Origin of the sequence: Novosphingobium sp. KCTC 2891 (genome assembly GCF_025938155.1) — a bacterium.
In the GTDB taxonomy this organism is placed as follows: domain Bacteria; phylum Pseudomonadota; class Alphaproteobacteria; order Sphingomonadales; family Sphingomonadaceae; genus Novosphingobium.
Genome location: NZ_JAPCZG010000003.1, coordinates 384,189 through 400,409, shown reverse-complemented (window position 1 = coordinate 400,409; position 16,221 = coordinate 384,189). Strand labels below are relative to the sequence as shown.

Here is a 16,221-nt window from a genome sequence, read left to right as displayed (position 1 = left end):
CGCATTCGCGGCGCACCGTTCAAATCATTGCCCCCGCGGGCAATCAGATCTTGAGCTGGCTACCCAGTTCGACCACGCGGTTGGTCGGCAGACGGAAGAACTCCATCGCGCTCGCAGCATTGCGCAGCATCCACGCGAACAGCTTTTCACGCCACAGGGCCATGCCCGGCTTGTCCGACGGGATCAGCGTCTGGCGCGACAGGAAGAAACTGGTCTTCATCATGTCGAACGGGGTGCCGCACATCGACACGCGCTTGAGCGCGGCGGGCACGTCGGTTTCCTCCAGGAAGCCGAAGCGCAGGGTCAGGCGGTAGAAGCCGTTGCCATAGTCCTTCGCCGCCGACTGTTCACCCGCATCGACATAGGGCACGTCCGCGATCTGCACGGTGAGGATGACGACGCGTTCGTGCAGCACCTTGTTGTGCTTGATGTTGTGCAGCAGCGCCGACGGCACGCCGGCCGAGGTCGAGGCCATGAACACAGCCGTGCCGGGCACCCGCGCCGCGCTGTTGTGCGCAGACTTGGTGAACACCTCCAGCGGGATCGAGCCTTCGGCCATGCCCTGCCGCATCAGCGCACGCCCGCGCGACCATGTGGTGAGCAGCGTGAAGATCGCTACGCCCATCAGCAGCGGCACCCAGCCGCCATCCGGGATCTTGGTCAGGTTGGCGCCGAGGTAGCCTGCGTCGATCACGAAGAACAGCACGAGCAGCCCGATCGAGTAGACCGGCTTCCAGTGCCACAGCTTGAACAGCACCACCGCCAGCAGGAAGTTGTCGATCAGCATCGCGCCGGTGACGGCGATGCCATAGGCTGCGGTCAGGTTGGACGAACGCTGGAACACCAGCACCAGCAGGATGACCGCGATCATCAGCGCGAAGTTGATCACCGGGATGTAGATCTGCCCCGCCGCCGTGCTGGTGTGCTTGATCGTCATGCGCGGGATGAAGCCGAGCTGGATCGCCTGCTGGGTGACCGAGAACGCGCCCGAAATCACCGCCTGCGACGCGATCACCGCCGCCAGGCTGGCGAGGATCAGCAACGGCCACTGGAACCATTCAGGGGCGAGGAAATAAAACGGGCTTTCCAGCGCCGCCGGGTTGCGCATCAGCAGCGAGGCCTGGCCGAGATAGTTGAGGACCAGCGCGGGCAGCACGAACACCAGCCACGACATCCGGATCGGGCTGCGCCCGAAGTGGCCCATGTCGGCATAGAGCGCTTCGGCGCCGGTCACCGCGAGCACCGCCGCGCCCATCGCGAGGAAGCCGCGGAACGGATCGGCAAGGAACATTTCGACCGCGTGGTGCGGGCTGAGCGCGGTGATGACGTGCGGCAATTGCAGGATGCTGATCAGGCCGAGCACCGAGATCGTGGCGAAGTAGAACAGCATGATCGGGCCGAAGAACGTGGCGACCTTCTCTGTCCCCCGGCTCTGGATCATGAACAGCCCGACCAGGATCACCACCACCATCGGCACGATCAGCGGGTGCATTTCCGGCCGGTAGACCGCGACGCCCTCGATCGCACCCATCACCGAGACGGCCGGGGTGATCATCGAATCGCCGTAGAACAGCGCCGTGGCGAACACGCCGAGCAGGATGATGCCCTTGCCCCAGCGGTTGCCCGATGTGTGCTGGTTGATCAGCGCCAGCAGCGCGAGGCTGCCGCCTTCGCCCTTGTTGTCGGCGCGCATGATGACCGACACGTATTTCAGCGTCACGATGATCATCATCGACCAGAACATCAGGCTGATGATGCCGTAGACATGGAGCTGGTCGAGCGGGAGCTTGTGATGGCCGGCGAAGGTATCGCGCAGCGCGTAAAGCGGACTGGTACCGATATCGCCGAAGACCACGCCGATAGCGCCGACCGCCATCTTGAGCAGCCCGCTCTGGCTATGCCCGGCGTGAGCGGCATGGGCGGCGCTTCCGTGACCGGAATGACCGTCAGTCGTGTGAGAGGATGCCCCTCCGGCCTCAACGACGGCATCATTCATGGCAAGCGAGCCCCCGGCCTACGCCAAATGCTGTCGGCCCACGATGGGTCCGAACCGGCGCGGCGCTTAGCACCGCCCCATGGCCCCCGCAATGGGAGTGAAGGGCAGCGCACGGCAGCCCAACGCGCCGCGGCAAGGCCCGGTTCCGCGACGTTACGGCGCCTTGCCCGCGGGGGCGGCCGGCGCCGCATCGGCGGCGGGCGCGGGTGCCGCATCGGGCGCGGCCTGTCCGGCGGCAGCGAGCATCGAATCGATCCGCGCGAGGCGGCTTTCAAGATCGGCGCGATAAGGCGCATCGGCGGGCGAACGCTTCAGCAGTTCCGCCCAGATCGCGCGCGCATCGGCCAGCCGCCCGGACTGCGCGAGTGCGAGGCCCATGAAAAACGGCGGGCCGGGATGCTCGGGCGCGATCGTCGCCGCCTTCTGGAAGGCGAACTGCGCGGCCGGGGTGATCAGCCCGTCGCTATGCCCGACCAGCGCATTGCCGAAAGCGACCCACAGGTCGGCATCGTCGGGATTCTTTTCCACCGCCGTCTTGAGCACGTCGGCCGCAGCCCCGAACTGGCCCTGCCGGGAAAGGCCGTCCGCCAGCGTCAGCCACGAAGCGCCCTTGCCGAAGCTTTCGCCCATTTCCTGCCGCTGCTTGAGCAGCGCGGCATCGGCAGCCTTCTCGTTTTCCACGGCCTGCTTGGGGGCGCCAGCATAGCCGGGATGCCCTTGCAGCGCGTAGCCCGCAATCCCGAACAGCAGCGCCGCCCCGGTGATTTCCCAGCCCGCGCGCGGCATCTTGAGCACGAAGGCAAGCACGCCGAACGCGGCGAGCGCGATCAGCAGGATCAGAACCCAGGTCATTGCTTGCCCCCCTTGCGGAAGCGATTGCGCAGCAGCAGCGCCGCGAGCAGCAGGATCACCGCCGGTGCCGCGAACAGCGGCCAGGTGATCGGCTTCACTTGCGGCGTGTAGCTGACATAGTCGCCATAACGTTCGATCAGCCACTGGCGGATCGCCTCGGGATCTTCGCCCGCGGCAATGCGGGTGCGGACCTGGTGGCGCATATCGCCGGCCATCGGCGCGTCCGAATCCGCGATCGACTGGCTCTGGCACTTGAGACAGCGCAGCGTTTCCATCAGCGCCTGCGCCTTGGCTTCCTGTTCCGGATCGGACAGCTGCTTGTAGGCATAGGGCGCGGGCGGCAACATGTCCTGCGCGGAAAGCTGCGAGGCCAGGACCGGGGCGAGGAGCAGCGCAAACAGGGCGATCAGAAGGCGCTTCATGGGCAGAAGGCGATTCACTGGCCCGCCTCCTCAAGCTTGCGCAGGATCATCGGCACGTCCTCGGCGCGGATGTCGCCGATGTGCTGATAGCGGATCACACCCTTGCCATCGACCACGAAGGTCTCGGGCACGCCGGATGAACCGATCGCCAGTTGCACCTGCGAAAGATCGTCCTTGCCGATGCGCGCGAAGGGATTGCCGTTCTGCGCCAGGAAGCGCGCCACATCGGGCTTGCGGTCGCGGATGGCGACGCCGTCGATCTCCACGCCTTTCGATGCGAGGAAGGCGAGTTGCGGCGATTCGACTGCGCAGGGCACGCACCAGCTGGCGAACACATTGAGCAGGCGCGGCTTGCCCGCCTTGAACACCATGGTGGACAGGCCGGGCCGGTCGTCGCTGGCGGGCGGCAGATCGAACGCGGGCAGCGGCTTGCCGATGAAAGCGCTCGCCACTTCGCGGTCGGCGGGGCGGACAAGGCCCCAGATCACCAGCGCGAAGAACCCTGCGAACAGGATCAGCGGCAGCCAGATGGCGAGGCCCGGCTTCTTTTTCGCTTCGGCGCTCATCGGCCCTGCTTCATCCTGCGGTAGGCGATCTTGTCGGTGGCGACGAGCCGGCGGATGTCGGCCGCGACGCGCCCCAGCAGCGCGAGCAGCCCGCCCAGCGCGATCAACGCGCCGCCGTACCAGATCATCGGCACGAACGGCTTCCACCAGAAACGCATCTGCCAGCGCCCGTCGTCGCCCTCTTCGCCCAGCACGGCGTAGAGCTGGCCGTTCCAGCGCGTTTTCAGCGCGGATTCGGTGCGGTTGCCCGGCGGGTTGGAGAACGTGCGCGCCTGCGGATGGAGCATGACCGGCGCGGCACTCTCATAACCGGCGGCAACGGTCGCCTCCAGCGCGGTCCAGTTGGGGCCGGCGACGGGGCCAATGCCGTCGAGCTTCACCGTCCACGGGCCGACCTGCTGCACGTCGCCGGGGCGCATCGCTGCCAGCTTCTCGGTGGAGAAAGCGCTTTCACTGGCCATGCCGAACAGCGCGACGGCAATGCCGAAGTGGCCGATGACCATGCCCCAGGTGGGCAGCGGCGTGCGGCGCAGGTTGCGTCCGCGCAAGGGCAGGAAGCTGGCCGGAGCAAGGCCCGCCGCCACGGCGAGGCCCAGCGCGGGCAGCAGCTTGATGTGGTGCGCGAACAACACGACACCCAGCAGCACCGCCGCCGAAAGCAGCGCGCAGATGCCGACCGGCAGCGTGATCCGCGCGGCGCCCTTGCCCTCAAGGCTGTCCTGCCGCCAGCGCAGCAGCGGGCCGACGCCCATGACCAGCATCATCGGAATGGCGAAGACCGCCGACACCGGGTTGAAATAGGGCGGGCCGACCGAGACCTTCACGCCCATCGCCTCGGTCAGAAGCGGATAGAGCGTGCCGATCAGCACGATGCCAAGAATGCCGCAAAGCATCACGTTGTTGAGCACCAGCGCGGCTTCGCGGCTGACGAAGCTGAAGCGCGCGCCTTCGGTCACGGTCGAGGCGCGCAGGCCGAACAGCGTGAGCGCGCCGCCGATGTAGACCGCCAGCAGCGCGAGGATGAACGAGCCGCGCTCGGGATCGACCGCGAAAGCGTGGACCGAAGTGAGGATGCCCGAGCGCACGAGGAACGTGCCGACCATCGACATCGAGAACGCGATCACGCCCAGCATGACCGTCCACGCCTTCAGCGCGTTGCGGCTGGCCAGCACCGAGCACGAATGGAGCAGCGCGGTGGCGGCGAGCCACGGCATCAGCGAAGCGTTCTCGACCGGGTCCCAGAACCACCAGCCGCCCCAGCCCAACGTGTAATAGGCCCAGTAGGAACCGGCGGTGATGCCCAGCGTGAGGAAGATCCACGCGCCCAGCACCCACGGACGCATCGCACGGGCAAAGGCCGGACCGACATCGCGCGTGACAAGCGCGCCGATGGCGAAGCTGAACGCGATCGAAAGGCCGACATAGCCGACGTAAAGCGTGGGCGGATGGAAGGCGAGGCCGATGTCCTGCAGCAGCGGGTTCAGGCCAGCGCCTTCGGGCGCGGGCTCGGCCAGACGCTCGAACGGGTTCGAGGACAGCAGCAGAAAAGCATAGAATCCCAGCGAAACAAACGCCTGCCCGGCCAGCGTAGCGATCAGCGTGTTTTCCGGCAGCCGCTTTTCGATGAGCGCAACGAAGCCGCCGGCCACGCCCATGATCGTCACCCACAGCAGCATCGAGCCTTCGTGGTTGCCCCAGGTGCCCGCCAGCTTGAAGATGAACGGCTTCATCGAGTGGCTGTTTTCAGCCACCAGCTTGACCGACAGGTCGGTGGTCAGGAACAGCGAGACCAGCGCGGCAAAGGCGACGGCGACCAGCGCGCCCTGCACGACCGCCACCGGACGGACCAGCCCGGCAAGTTGCCGACCCTCTGGCCGCAGGGCGAGAACGCCCGCGACGAGTTGCAGCACGGCGAGCGCGGCGGCCATCCACAGGACGGCAAGACCCAGTTCAGCGATCATTTGGTTTCAGCCACCACCTGCTTGGCCTGCGCGGCGGTCATGTCCTTCATCTCGCGCGGGACGTATTTTTCGTCATGCTTGGCGAGCAGGTTGTCGGCCACGAAAGTCTGCCCTTCCATGCGGCCTTCGGCGACCACGCCAGAGCCTTCGACGAAGAGGTCCGGCGTGATCCCGGTGAAGCGCACAGGAATGCGCGCCTTGCCATCGCCGACGATGAAATGGACGGTAACGCCGTCCGCCGCCTTCTTGATCGAACCCTTTTCGACCATGCCGCCAAGGCGGATGGCGCGGCCCTGCTCGGGCGGGTTGGCGACGAGATCGTTCGGCACATAGAAATAGGCGGCCTGGTTCTTCAGCGCATAGGCCGCGAGCAGCCCCGCGCCGATCAGCGCCAGCAGCGCGATGACCAGCAGCACGAGCCGCTGGTGCTTGGCCTTGATTGCGCTCATTCCCCGTCCATCCTCACTTGCCGCCGCGCACCTTGTCCCGGCGGCGTTCCGCGCGCACCATGGCGGCGAGCGTCCAGCCGACCAGCAGCAGCGTGCCGGCGACGCCGATCGCCAGCGCGGCGACGACGTAATCCCACTGATTCAATCCTTCGTGCATCGTGCGGCGATCCTCAGGCCATCGCCTTGCGGCGCAGGCGCGCCTCGGCCTGGATATGGGCGAGCAGCGTGCGCATCCGCGCCAGCACCACCCCGCCGAAAATCAGCGTGAAGCCCAGCGCGCCGATCAGCAGCGGATAGAGAAACGCCGTATCGATCGCCGACTTGCCCATCGTGATCGAGGGCGGCTGGTGCAGGCTGTTCCACCACACCACCGAACGGTTGATGATCGGGATGTTGACCGCGCCGACAAGGCCGAAGATCGCGGTCACGCGGCTGGCCCCGCCGCCCGATGCGGCATCACGCTGCGCCGGGCTGGCGAGCGCGATGTAGCCCAGATAGAGAAACAGCAAGACGAGGAAGCTGGTCAACCGGCCATCCCACACCCACCAGGTGCCCCAGGTGGGCCGTGCCCAGATCGAGCCGGTGGCAAGGCAGATCGCGGTGAAGGCAGCGCCCGGCACCGCGGCGGCGCGCGCGGCGATGCCGGCCAGCGGATGGCGCCACACCAGTTCGATCACGCTGGAAATCGCGATGGTCGACCACCCGGCCATGCCCAGCCATGCGGCGGGCACATGGATGAACAGGATGCGCACCGTATCGCCCATCAGGCGATCGGGCGGGACCATCAGCAGGCCCCAGGCAAGCGCACCCATCGCCAGCACGAGGCCGGGGATCAGCATCAGCGGCATGAGCCAGCGCGCAAGGCGCAGGAAGCGGGCGGGATTGGCGAAACCGTGCATGGACGGGCAGTTCTGGCCTTGGGGGACGCGTCGAATCCGTGCCCGGCGACCCCCGACGCCGGTTCGCGCCCGCTCTGCCACCGCAGTCCATGCGGAGCAAGGGCTTAGCGCGGCGTTCCCGGCGCGGGCCTATCGCCCGATCTGCGCCCGGTCAGCGTCCGATCAAAGATTGCGCCATGCGGTCGGCCACCACGTCGGGCGGCGTGCCGCTGGCATCGCTTTCGCGCCAGATCGTGTCCAGCCGCTCGGGAATCTGGGCGATCCGCCGGCGCACATCGTCGAGGTCCCCGTGCCTGCCCTGCCCGCGTGCGAGGTGTTCGACCGCCACGCTGATGATCCCGCCGGCGTTGATGACATAGTCGGGCGCGTAAAGGATCCCGCGCGCCGCCAGCATCGCGCCATGTTCGGGCCGCGCCAGCTGGTTGTTCGCCCCGCCCGCCACGATCGGCGCGTCGATCCGCGCGATGCCTTCGTCATCGAGGATGGCGCCCAGCGCATTGGGGCTGAACACGTCGCAGGCCACGCCCATGATCTCTTCCGCCGGCACCTGCGCCGCGCCCAGCTCCGCCGCCAGCGCCGCCGCCCGGTCGTGATGGACGTCTGCCAGCGTCAGCCGCGCACCGTCCTTCGCCAGCAGCCGCGCCACGCCGCCGCCGACGCTGCCGGTGCCCTGCACCGCGACATGGACGCCGGCCATGTCATCGCGCCCCAGCTTGTGCGCCACCGCCGCCTTGATGCCCAGGTAGATGCCCTTCGCGGTGAACGGGCCGGGATCGCCGCCCGCCGCGCCATCGGCGCTGGGCAGGCCCGATACGTGCGCGGTGCGGCGCGAGACCGCCACCATGTCGGCTTCGGAAATGCCGACGTCCTCGGCCGTGACATAGCGCCCACCGAGCGCTTCGACCGCATCGCCGAACGCGGCGATCATCTCCGGCGTCTTGGTGCGCGCGGCATCGGCGAGAATCACCGCCTTGCCCCCGCCCATCGGCAGGCCGGCCATCGCGTTCTTGTAGCTCATCCCGCGCGACAGGCGCAGCGCGTCGCGCATCGCCACCGCAGGATCGGGATAGTGCCAGAAGCGGGTTCCCCCGGCCGCCGGGCCAAGGTGAGTCGAATGAAGCGCGATGATCGCGGTCAGCCCCGATGCGCGGTCACGCACCAGCTCCACGCGTTCATGATCGTCGAAGTCCGCCTCGGTCCAGAATGCCGGCATGGCAATGCGCCCCCGTAAATGGGTTGAATCCTGGCGCGAAAAGAAAAAATGGGGCGACCGATGGGGTTCGAACCCACGACCTCCGGTACCACAAACCGGCGCTCTAACCAACTGAGCTACGATCGCCACAGGCCTGTTCGCGCGCTGCTGGAGCGGCGCAGACCATGTCCCGCACAAGATCGTCAAGCAACGATCGGCGCGGGCGAGCCCTGTTGCAGAAAGGTGGCGAAATGAAAAGCGAAAACTTTCATGCACCGGCACCTACGCAACAAAATTACCCGACAGCGAAACGCGCGCCTCACCGGCTGTCCACATCGCCCCAGCTGCGGAAGGCGATTCGCGGCGGCGACACGCCCACGTCGATCAGCGCCTGCTCCTCCAGTTCCACCGGATCCACACGCACCGTCTGGGTCAGCAGGAACCAGCGGCTGCGCACCTTGAGCTGTTCCGGAGGAATGGTGCCGATGCCGCCGGTATCGCCGCCCAGCGCACGCACCGCCCCGGCCGCGCTTGCCCAGCCCCCCGCCGGCCGCGCGGCAATCGCGGCGCGGGCACGGGCGAGCGTGATCGCGCCGGGCGAGAGCATCGACAGCAGCGGCGCCTGCTCCAACCGCAGCGTGTTGACCTGGATCGGCGAGAGGTCCGGCGCGGGCAGCGCGCAAAGCCACGGGCGAAGCCGCTGGTAGAGCACCGGGGTCATGCCCCGCACCGCGCGCAGTTCCGACAGGTCCACCACCAGTTGCCCGGCGGTGCGGTAGGGCACGGGCAGCGCGCGGTAGGTCTCGTCCTCGGCACCGTTGGTGAGCGGCAGCGAATCGCTGTCGATCCAGTCGGCCATGGCATCGCTCAGCCGCGCGCCCTCGTTCTCCTCCACGCCCAGCATGGCCATCAGCGCGCGCAGCTGTGCCAGCGCGGCGGGGCGCAGGGTGAGCGCGCCGTCCACCACGTCCTGCTGGACCAGCGAATTGACGTTGAAGCAGTTGCCGGCATCGTCGATCCGCGCCTCCACGACCGCGCCCGCCAACGGCAGCGGGAAGCTGCGGCCCAGCAGGCCGGCAGGATCCACCGTGCGATCGGGGCTGCTATCGACCAGTGCCTTCAGCCGCGCCATCGCCAGCGTCTCGGCGCTGGTGGCCACCAGCCGCGCGCGGGTCATGGCCTGCGCGTTCACGGCGAGCCGGGTGGCGAGGTTGAGCCGCTCCAGCATCACCGCCGCGATCACCGCCATCATCGCGACAAGCAGGAGGACGGAGAGCAGCGCCGCGCCGCGTTCGCCGGGGCCGCGTTCGAGAGGCAGGCGCGGCATCACCGATAATTGACCCCGACCAGCGCCACGAGGCGCATCGGCTCGCCGCCCGGCTGGGGCAGCAACAGTTCGATCGCCGCCGGCAGTTCTGCCGCGCGCTGGGCTGCCCAGCGATCGTGCCATACCCCGTCTCCGGTGCGGAAGCGCAGGCGCGGCGGGGCAGAGAGCGGCAACATGGCCGAAGCGGGATCGGGGGCGGCGCCATCAGGAAAGGGATAGCCGGCGCGCAGCAGCGCCTTGCCGTCCCAGCGCCATTCCACCTTCTGCAGGCTGGGCCGCGCCGCGCCGTCCACATTGGTCCAGCCGCTGCGCACCAGCCGCAGCACCAGCGCGCCCTGCCCATCCTGCCCTGCCTCCAGCGCGGGATGGGCCGCGCCGTTTTCGTCGCGCGCGGGGCGCGGGGCGGCTTGCGCGAGGTCCGCCGTCCATACGGACAGGAAGCGCCGCGCCGCAGCGATGCGCTCGGTCTTCGCGCGGCTCGCGAGTTCGGCATCGACGCTGAAGCGCAGCAGCATCAGCGCGCCCCCCGCGATCAGCGCGAACACGGCGAGCGCGACGAGCATCTCGATCAGGGTGAAGCCGTTGGCGCGCGGCGCGCGGGCGCTGGTCATGCGCCGGGCAGCCGCGTGAAATCGAAAGTGACCGCCTGGCTGCGGCGGCCCGGCGTGATCTCGCGCACCGAGAGGCGAATCATGAGCACGCCAAGGTCGGGCGCGGGCGCGACGCGGCGGGTCCAGCCGAACAGCCGCCCGGCGTTGCGGATCGTGCCGCTCGCCTCCCCCACCGGCGGCGGCGCGGGGTCGGTCAGGATCTCGGCCGCCATGTTCTGCGCGGTCACTTCGCGCAGCAGGCGCTGGTCGAGATCGGCGGTGCGGCCGATGCTTGCCCCCTCCATCCGCACCAGCGCGAGCGTGGCGATGGCGAAGACTGCCAGCGCGACGAGCAGTTCGAGCAGGGTGAAGCCCGCGGCGCGGCCGGTCTTATCGCCCGCCATCGAGCCTCACCCGGCCGTCGCGTGCGATGGTGAGGACACGGGCCTGCGCCCCGCGCGCCATCCGCACCGAAACGTCGCTGCTGGCCAGGCCCACCGGATCGAACACCACGCGGGTGCGGCCGCCGTCCTGCCCGCCCGCCAGCCCCAGCGAGACGCGGGTGCCTTCGTCCCACGGGGTCAGGCCCAGCCCCCGCCCGTGCGCGGGTTGCCACGTTCCACCGCGGCGTTCCTCGAAATAATAGCCCGCGCCGCTCACCACCAGAGAGACCGGGGCACCTGCCGCGATCGCCTCGTCACGCGCCGCGAGCGTGCGCGCGGCCAGCCGCTCCGCCTCGCCGCGCAGCCGCGCCTCGTCCCCCGGCAGCACCATGACGATGGCGGCGGCCAGCACGCCCATCACGAACAGCACGACCATCATCTCGACCAGCGAGAAGGCGTTGCGGATCGGCTTGGGGGCGGGAGTTGGGCGCACAGGGAGGTCTTACGCGCGCGGACGGCAAAGGGAAGAGGATTGGCCGCAGGCGGGCCTTCCCGCCACAAACGAAAAAGGGCGGCCGAAGCCGCCCTTTCCCTGTTCGGTTTGTCCGACCGCTCAGCGCTTGAGCGCGAGGCCGCCGAAGCGCTTGTTGAACTGGGCGACACGGCCGCCCTGGTCCAGCTGGCGCGTACCGCCGGTCCATGCCGGGTGCGACGTCGGGTCGATTTCGAGCGCCAGCGTGTCGCCTTCCTTGCCCCAGGTGGAGCGGGTTTCGAACACGGTGCCGTCGGTCATCTGCACCTTGATCATGTGGTAGTCGGGGTGAATATCGGCCTTCATGGATCGCGCTCCGGTCAACAGCCGGTTCCGACCGGCCCTCGAAGAATGGAAAGGCGCGCCCCTAACGGACGGCGGGGGGTTTGTCGAGTCCCGCCCGTCTCATGCGCGCCCTTCCCGCAGCGATCAGCCGAACAGCTTGGTCGCGGTATCGGCCACGCGCTTGCCGAGGTAGCGCGCGCCTTCCAGTTCGGTCTCGCTCGGCTGGCGGCTGCCGTCGCCGCCGGCAATGGTGGTGGCGCCATAGGGCGAACCGCCGACCACTTCGTCGTTCCGCATCTGGCCCTGGTGGCCATAGTCCAGCCCGACCACGGTCATGCCGAAGTGCAGCAGGTTGGTGATGATCGAGAACAGCGTCACTTCCTGCCCGCCGTGCTGGGTGGCGGTGGAGGTGAACGCCGCGCCGACCTTGCCGTTGAGCGCGCCGCGCGCCCACAGGCCGCCGGCCTGATCGAGGAACGCCGCCATCTGCGAGCTGATTCGACCGAAGCGCGTGCCGGTGCCGATGATGATCGCGTCATAGCCTTCGAGTTCGGCGACGGTGGCAACCGGCGCCGACTGGTCCAGCTTGAAATGCGCAGCCTGCGCGACTTCGAGCGGCGCGGTTTCGGGCACGCGCTTCACGTCCACTTCGGCACCAGCAGCGCGGGCGCCTTCGGCAATGGCGTGGGCCATCGTCTCGAGGTGGCCATAGCTCGAATAATAGAGGACCAGAACCTTGCTCATCGTGGGATTCCTTCTTGCAGCGATAACGTCCGGCGGGAGGCACCCCGCGTCAACCGGCACTGATATGGCCCGTCCCCGGATTTCCGGTAAGGGCGATTAACTGACATCGAACGTTCAAGAATCTGGAACAGTGGAACGCTGGCCCGGCCCCTGCGCGCGCGCCCTTGCCCCCAATTGCACTGGCGCGCGTTTTCGCCTATGGCGCTCGCTTCGACGCCCCGGCTTTCCGATGCAGTCGCCTCTTGCGCGGCTCCTCGTCCCGCCGGGGTTTTTGATTTGCCGCGCACGCGTTATCCTGCGCGGTAACACAGGAAGAATCGCCCATGTCGCGTCGCCGCCAGATCTACGAAGGCAAGGCCAAGATCCTTTACGAAGGCCCTGAACCCGGCACTCTCATCCAGTATTTCAAGGATGATGCCACCGCCTTCAACGCGCAGAAGCGCGGCACGATCAACGGCAAGGGCGTGATCAACAACCGGATCAGCGAGTACGTGTTCACGCGGCTCGCCCACATCGGCATTCCCACGCACTTCATCCGCCGCCTGAACATGCGCGAGCAGCTGGTGCGCCAGGTGGAAATCATCCCGATCGAAGTCGTGGTGCGCAACGTCGCCGCCGGTTCGATCTCGAAGCGCCTCGGCATCGAGGAGGGCGAACCGCTGCCCCACACGCTGATCGAATACTACTACAAGGACGATGCGCTGGGCGATCCGATGGTCGCCGAAGAGCACATCGCCTGCTTCGGCTGGGCCAACAACGAGGAGATGCAGGACATCTCGTCGATGGCGATCCGCGTGAACGACTTCATGTGCGGAATGTTCGCCGCGATCGGCATCCGCCTCGTCGACTTCAAGCTTGAATTCGGCCGCATCTGGGACGGCGACTACAGCCGCGTGATCCTGGCGGACGAGATCAGCCCCGATGGCTGCCGCCTGTGGGACATGGTCACCGGCGAAAAGCTCGACAAGGACCGCTTCCGCCGCGATCTCGGCGGTGAGGAAGAAGCCTACCAGGAAGTCGCGCGCCGGCTCGGCCTGCTCGAAAACGACGGCGGCCCTTCGGAAGTGCTCGACCTTGGCGCACACCGCAAGCTGCGCACCAAGAAGTAACCGGAAGATAGCGTGGGGCGGCCCGTTCGATAAAGGGCCGCCCTTCCTTTTGCTCCGTAACATCACGGAGCCCGACCCCACCAAAGTTGTATGATTGTCCGTGCCACGCTGGCGGCACTTGGACTTTATCGACGGTGGGGACGACAGTTGACGATTCATCAGACGGCGCTCGACATCACGGCGCAGGGCGCGGCCCTGCTTGCCGACAGCCTCATCGTGCTCGCCTTCGATCCCGCTACCGGCACGCTGGTGGAAGCCAACGAATCGGCCCGCGCGCTGCTGAACGAGGACGCGGCCGCCGCGCTGCGCTTCGGCGACGTGTTCGGCCCCGGCGAATCCGGCGAGGAACCGCGCGCCGTCCACGGGACCCTTCAACTGGGCCAGGGCGTGGTCACCGGGATCAAGGGCGCGCTGGGCCGCACCACCGGGCGCGCGGCGCGCATCCTGTTCATGGGCGTGCGCACGTTTGACAGCGCGGTCAGCCCCGACCTGATGGCGCACCGCTTCGAGGCCATCAATCACGCGCTGGCGATCTGCCAGTACGGTCCCGACGGCCGCGTGCTGGGCGGCAACGACCGGTTCTTCCACCTCGTCGGTCGCACCATGACCGATCTTGTCGGAGAGCCGTTCACCGCCATCGGCAGCCCGATCGCGGAAGGCGAGGAACCGGAAGCGTTCTGGAGCCGTTTCGCGCGCGGCGAATCGCACTCGTGCATCCGCAAGCACCGCAGCAGCGATGGCCGCGACGTGTGGCTGCGCGAAGTGTTCGTGCCCACGCGCGACGAAGCCGGCCGGCTGATCTCGGTGCTGAGCTATGCGCTGGACGTCACCGCCGAACAGGCCCTGCTCGCTGACCAGAAGGGCCGGCTGGCGGCGATCGACCGTGCCTTTGCGCTGATCGAGTTCGACCTTTCGGGCCGCGTCCTGGAGGCCAATGCCAACTTCCTCGCGCTGATGGGCTATGAACAGGACGAAATCGCGGGCCAGCACCATCGTATCTTCTGCGACAAGGATTTCGCGGGCAGCCCGGCCTACCGCCAGTTCTGGCAGAAGCTGGGGAACGGCGATTTCGACCAGGGCGAATATAAGCGCCTGCGCAAGGACGGGACGGAGGTGTGGATCCAGGCGAGCTACAACCCGGTGCTCAATCTGGACGGGCAGCCGGAAAAGATCGTCAAGGTGGCGATGGACGTCACCGCCCAGCGCATCATGGCTGCCGAAGCGGCGGGCAAGGTCGCCGCGATCGACCGCGCGCAGGCGGTGATCGAGTTCGACCTTGCGGGCACGGTCCTCGCGGCCAACGCCAATTTCCTCGACATCATGGGCTATGACCTTGGCGCCGTGGTCGGCCAGAACCACCGGCTGTTCTGCGACGAAACCTACCGCGCCTCACCCGACTACGCCGATCTGTGGCGCCGGCTGCGCGATGGAGAATACGTCAGCGGCGTGTTCAAGCGGATCGCGGCCGGTGGGCGCGAGGTGTGGATCCGCGCCACCTACAACCCGATCCTCGACATTGAGGGCCGGCCCTGCAAGGTGGTCAAGTTCGCGCACGACATCAGCGACAGCCAGCGCCGGAATCTGGAGTTCGAGGGCAAGGTCAAGGCCATCGACCGCGCGCAGGGCATGGTCGAGTTTTCGCTCGATGGCACCGTGCGCGATGCCAATGACAACTTCCTCGCCCTCACCGGCTACACGCTCGACGAGATCCGCGGCCGGCACCACCGTCAGTTCTGCGATCCCGCCACCGCGCAATCGCTGGAATATGCCGCGTTCTGGGAAAAGCTCGGCCGGGGCGAATACGATGCGGGCGAATACCGCCGCGTCGGCAAGGACGGCCGCGACATCTGGATTCAGGCGACCTACAACCCGATCTTCGACCTCGACGGCAAGCCGGTCAAAGTGGTCAAGTTCGCGACCGACGTGACCGAGCAGAAGCGCCGCGCCAATGAATTCCAGGCCAAGGTCGATGCGATCGGACGCTCGCAGGCGGTGATCGAGTTCGATCTCGAGGGCAATGTCCTCTCCGCAAACGAGAACTTCCTGCGCGTGACCGGCTACTCGCTGCGCGAGATCCTTGGCCAACACCACTCCATGTTCTGCTCGCCCGACTATATCCGTTCGCAGGCATACCGCGAGTTCTGGATTCAGCTCAACCGGGGCGAGTTCCACTCCGGGCGGTTCCACCGCGTCGGCAAGTACGACCGCGACGTCTATATCCAGGCCACCTACAATCCGATCCTCGACCTTGCCGGCGAACCCGTGCGGATCGTCAAGTATGCCTATGACGTAACCGACCAGGTCAAACTGGAGAACGAAATCCGCGAGCGCGCGTCGGACATGACCGGGCTGATCGACCGGTTCTCCACCTCGATCCTCTCGATCAACAGCTCGACTGCAAGCGCCACCGGTCACGCGCAGGCCACGCAGGCCAATGCCGAAAAGGGCCGCATCGCCATTGCCAGCGCGATCGAATCGATCGAGCTTATCCAGAAGTCCGCCGCCGGCATCTCGGAAATCGTCTCGATCATCGGCGAGATCGCCGGGCAGACCAACCTGCTCGCCTTCAATGCCGAGATCGAGGCCGCGCGCGCAGGCGAGCATGGGGTCGGCTTCTCCGTGGTGGCCGGCGAAGTGCGCCGGCTGGCGGAGCGCAGTTCCACGGCCGCGCGCGACATCAGCCGCCTGATCGAGGAATCGCTCTCCCGCATCGGCGAAGGCACCCAGCGTTCGCGCGATGCCAGCGAAGCCTTCGGCGGCATCGTGGAATCGGCTGAAAAGACCGGCAGCGCGGTCAACGCCATCGGGGAATCGGCCCGCACGCAGGACGGCGTCACTCACGACGCGGTAGTTCTCATCCGGCAGCTGGCCGACGCCACCGACGGCGCCGGCGCCAGCCTGGGTTGAGCGCATT

At 67.5% G+C, this 16,221-nt stretch carries 17 protein-coding genes and 1 tRNA gene; 2 read left to right on the top strand and 16 right to left on the bottom strand.

The features are described 5' to 3' along the window. Positions 1–43: 43 nt before the first annotated feature. The 16 genes from OLX02_RS08235 to wrbA form a co-directional block, all read right to left on the bottom strand. Entirely contained in the window at positions 44–1,996 is a 1,953-nt protein-coding gene (locus tag OLX02_RS08235; protein ID WP_264421841.1) for a potassium transporter Kup, read from the bottom strand. Positions 1,997–2,149: 153 nt separating this feature from the next. Next, positions 2,150–2,848: a tetratricopeptide repeat protein gene (locus OLX02_RS08230; protein ID WP_264421839.1), complete on the bottom strand. Its 699-nt coding sequence runs from the start codon at positions 2,846–2,848 to the stop codon at positions 2,150–2,152. After that, positions 2,845–3,270, bottom strand: coding sequence for a cytochrome c-type biogenesis protein (locus OLX02_RS08225; RefSeq protein WP_264422076.1), 426 nt, complete (start codon positions 3,268–3,270; stop codon positions 2,845–2,847). The genes OLX02_RS08230 and OLX02_RS08225 overlap by 4 nt, the downstream gene beginning before the upstream one ends. Positions 3,271–3,284: 14 nt before the next feature. Then, entirely contained in the window at positions 3,285–3,836 is a 552-nt protein-coding gene (locus OLX02_RS08220) for a DsbE family thiol:disulfide interchange protein (RefSeq protein WP_264421838.1), read from the bottom strand. Beyond that, entirely contained in the window at positions 3,833–5,797 is a 1,965-nt protein-coding gene (locus tag OLX02_RS08215) for a heme lyase CcmF/NrfE family subunit (protein WP_264421837.1), read from the bottom strand. Before OLX02_RS08215 ends, OLX02_RS08220 begins: the two co-directional genes overlap by 4 nt. Beyond that, on the bottom strand, positions 5,794–6,246 hold the full coding sequence (gene ccmE, locus OLX02_RS08210) for a cytochrome c maturation protein CcmE (RefSeq protein WP_264421836.1): 453 nt from the start codon (positions 6,244–6,246) through the stop codon (positions 5,794–5,796). The genes OLX02_RS08215 and ccmE overlap by 4 nt, the downstream gene beginning before the upstream one ends. A 13-nt stretch (positions 6,247–6,259) precedes the next feature. Then, on the bottom strand, positions 6,260–6,403 hold the full coding sequence (locus OLX02_RS08205) for a hypothetical protein (protein WP_264421835.1): 144 nt from the start codon (positions 6,401–6,403) through the stop codon (positions 6,260–6,262). Positions 6,404–6,416: 13 nt separating this feature from the next. After that, the gene (gene ccmC / locus OLX02_RS08200; protein ID WP_264421833.1) at positions 6,417–7,145 is read right to left on the bottom strand and encodes a heme ABC transporter permease CcmC; all 729 of its coding nucleotides are present in this window, start codon (positions 7,143–7,145) and stop codon (positions 6,417–6,419) included. A gap of 151 nt (positions 7,146–7,296) precedes the next feature. Beyond that, on the bottom strand, positions 7,297–8,358 hold the full coding sequence (locus OLX02_RS08195; protein ID WP_264421831.1) for a Glu/Leu/Phe/Val family dehydrogenase: 1,062 nt from the start codon (positions 8,356–8,358) through the stop codon (positions 7,297–7,299). 49 nt (positions 8,359–8,407) lie between these two features. Continuing rightward, a tRNA-His gene (locus OLX02_RS08190) sits at positions 8,408–8,484 on the bottom strand. 172 nt (positions 8,485–8,656) lie between these two features. Beyond that, on the bottom strand, positions 8,657–9,664 hold the full coding sequence (gspK, locus tag OLX02_RS08185) for a type II secretion system minor pseudopilin GspK (protein ID WP_264421830.1): 1,008 nt from the start codon (positions 9,662–9,664) through the stop codon (positions 8,657–8,659). Next, complete coding sequence (gspJ, locus tag OLX02_RS08180) at positions 9,664–10,275, bottom strand: type II secretion system minor pseudopilin GspJ (RefSeq protein ID WP_264421828.1); 612 nt, start codon at positions 10,273–10,275, stop codon at positions 9,664–9,666. Before gspJ ends, gspK begins: the two co-directional genes overlap by 1 nt. Then, a complete protein-coding gene (gspI, locus tag OLX02_RS08175; protein ID WP_264421826.1) occupies positions 10,272–10,658 on the bottom strand; it encodes a type II secretion system minor pseudopilin GspI in 387 nt (128 codons plus the stop codon). The genes gspJ and gspI overlap by 4 nt, the downstream gene beginning before the upstream one ends. Beyond that, positions 10,645–11,130 carry a GspH/FimT family pseudopilin gene (locus OLX02_RS08170; RefSeq protein WP_264421824.1) on the bottom strand — a complete coding sequence of 162 codons (486 nt, stop codon included), beginning with the start codon at positions 11,128–11,130 and terminating at the stop codon, positions 10,645–10,647. Before OLX02_RS08170 ends, gspI begins: the two co-directional genes overlap by 14 nt. 120 nt (positions 11,131–11,250) lie before the next feature. Further along, entirely contained in the window at positions 11,251–11,475 is a 225-nt protein-coding gene (rpmE, locus tag OLX02_RS08165; RefSeq protein ID WP_264421822.1) for a 50S ribosomal protein L31, read from the bottom strand. Between the two features lie 123 nt (positions 11,476–11,598). Continuing rightward, on the bottom strand, positions 11,599–12,198 hold the full coding sequence (wrbA, locus tag OLX02_RS08160; RefSeq protein ID WP_264421821.1) for an NAD(P)H:quinone oxidoreductase: 600 nt from the start codon (positions 12,196–12,198) through the stop codon (positions 11,599–11,601). 323 nt (positions 12,199–12,521) lie between these two features. Between wrbA and purC the strand changes: the two genes are divergently transcribed. Together purC and OLX02_RS08150 are read left to right on the top strand one after the other, a co-directional pair. Then, positions 12,522–13,307 carry a phosphoribosylaminoimidazolesuccinocarboxamide synthase gene (gene purC / locus OLX02_RS08155; protein WP_264421820.1) on the top strand — a complete coding sequence of 262 codons (786 nt, stop codon included), beginning with the start codon at positions 12,522–12,524 and terminating at the stop codon, positions 13,305–13,307. 147 nt (positions 13,308–13,454) lie between these two features. Continuing rightward, the gene (locus OLX02_RS08150; protein ID WP_319641234.1) at positions 13,455–16,214 is read left to right on the top strand and encodes a PAS domain-containing methyl-accepting chemotaxis protein; all 2,760 of its coding nucleotides are present in this window, start codon (positions 13,455–13,457) and stop codon (positions 16,212–16,214) included. The last annotated feature ends 7 nt before the right edge of the window (positions 16,215–16,221 follow it).

What these genes read in the sequence shown, in the direction of transcription:
- OLX02_RS08235 (WP_264421841.1), bottom strand. Translation starts at nt 1,996, where the DNA reads ATGAATGATGCCGTCGTTGAGGCCGGAGGGGCATCCTCTCACACGACT.
- OLX02_RS08230 (WP_264421839.1), bottom strand. Translation starts at nt 2,848, where the DNA reads ATGACCTGGGTTCTGATCCTGCTGATCGCGCTCGCCGCGTTCGGCGTG.
- OLX02_RS08225 (WP_264422076.1), bottom strand. Translation starts at nt 3,270, where the DNA reads ATGAAGCGCCTTCTGATCGCCCTGTTTGCGCTGCTCCTCGCCCCGGTC.
- OLX02_RS08220 (WP_264421838.1), bottom strand. Translation starts at nt 3,836, where the DNA reads ATGAGCGCCGAAGCGAAAAAGAAGCCGGGCCTCGCCATCTGGCTGCCG.
- OLX02_RS08215 (WP_264421837.1), bottom strand. Translation starts at nt 5,797, where the DNA reads ATGATCGCTGAACTGGGTCTTGCCGTCCTGTGGATGGCCGCCGCGCTC.
- ccmE (WP_264421836.1), bottom strand. Translation starts at nt 6,246, where the DNA reads ATGAGCGCAATCAAGGCCAAGCACCAGCGGCTCGTGCTGCTGGTCATC.
- OLX02_RS08205 (WP_264421835.1), bottom strand. Translation starts at nt 6,403, where the DNA reads ATGCACGAAGGATTGAATCAGTGGGATTACGTCGTCGCCGCGCTGGCG.
- ccmC (WP_264421833.1), bottom strand. Translation starts at nt 7,145, where the DNA reads ATGCACGGTTTCGCCAATCCCGCCCGCTTCCTGCGCCTTGCGCGCTGG.
- OLX02_RS08195 (WP_264421831.1), bottom strand. Translation starts at nt 8,358, where the DNA reads ATGCCGGCATTCTGGACCGAGGCGGACTTCGACGATCATGAACGCGTG.
- gspK (WP_264421830.1), bottom strand. Translation starts at nt 9,664, where the DNA reads ATGCCGCGCCTGCCTCTCGAACGCGGCCCCGGCGAACGCGGCGCGGCG.
- gspJ (WP_264421828.1), bottom strand. Translation starts at nt 10,275, where the DNA reads ATGACCAGCGCCCGCGCGCCGCGCGCCAACGGCTTCACCCTGATCGAG.
- gspI (WP_264421826.1), bottom strand. Translation starts at nt 10,658, where the DNA reads ATGGCGGGCGATAAGACCGGCCGCGCCGCGGGCTTCACCCTGCTCGAA.
- rpmE (WP_264421822.1), bottom strand. Translation starts at nt 11,475, where the DNA reads ATGAAGGCCGATATTCACCCCGACTACCACATGATCAAGGTGCAGATG.
- wrbA (WP_264421821.1), bottom strand. Translation starts at nt 12,198, where the DNA reads ATGAGCAAGGTTCTGGTCCTCTATTATTCGAGCTATGGCCACCTCGAG.
- purC (WP_264421820.1), top strand. Translation starts at nt 12,522, where the DNA reads ATGTCGCGTCGCCGCCAGATCTACGAAGGCAAGGCCAAGATCCTTTAC.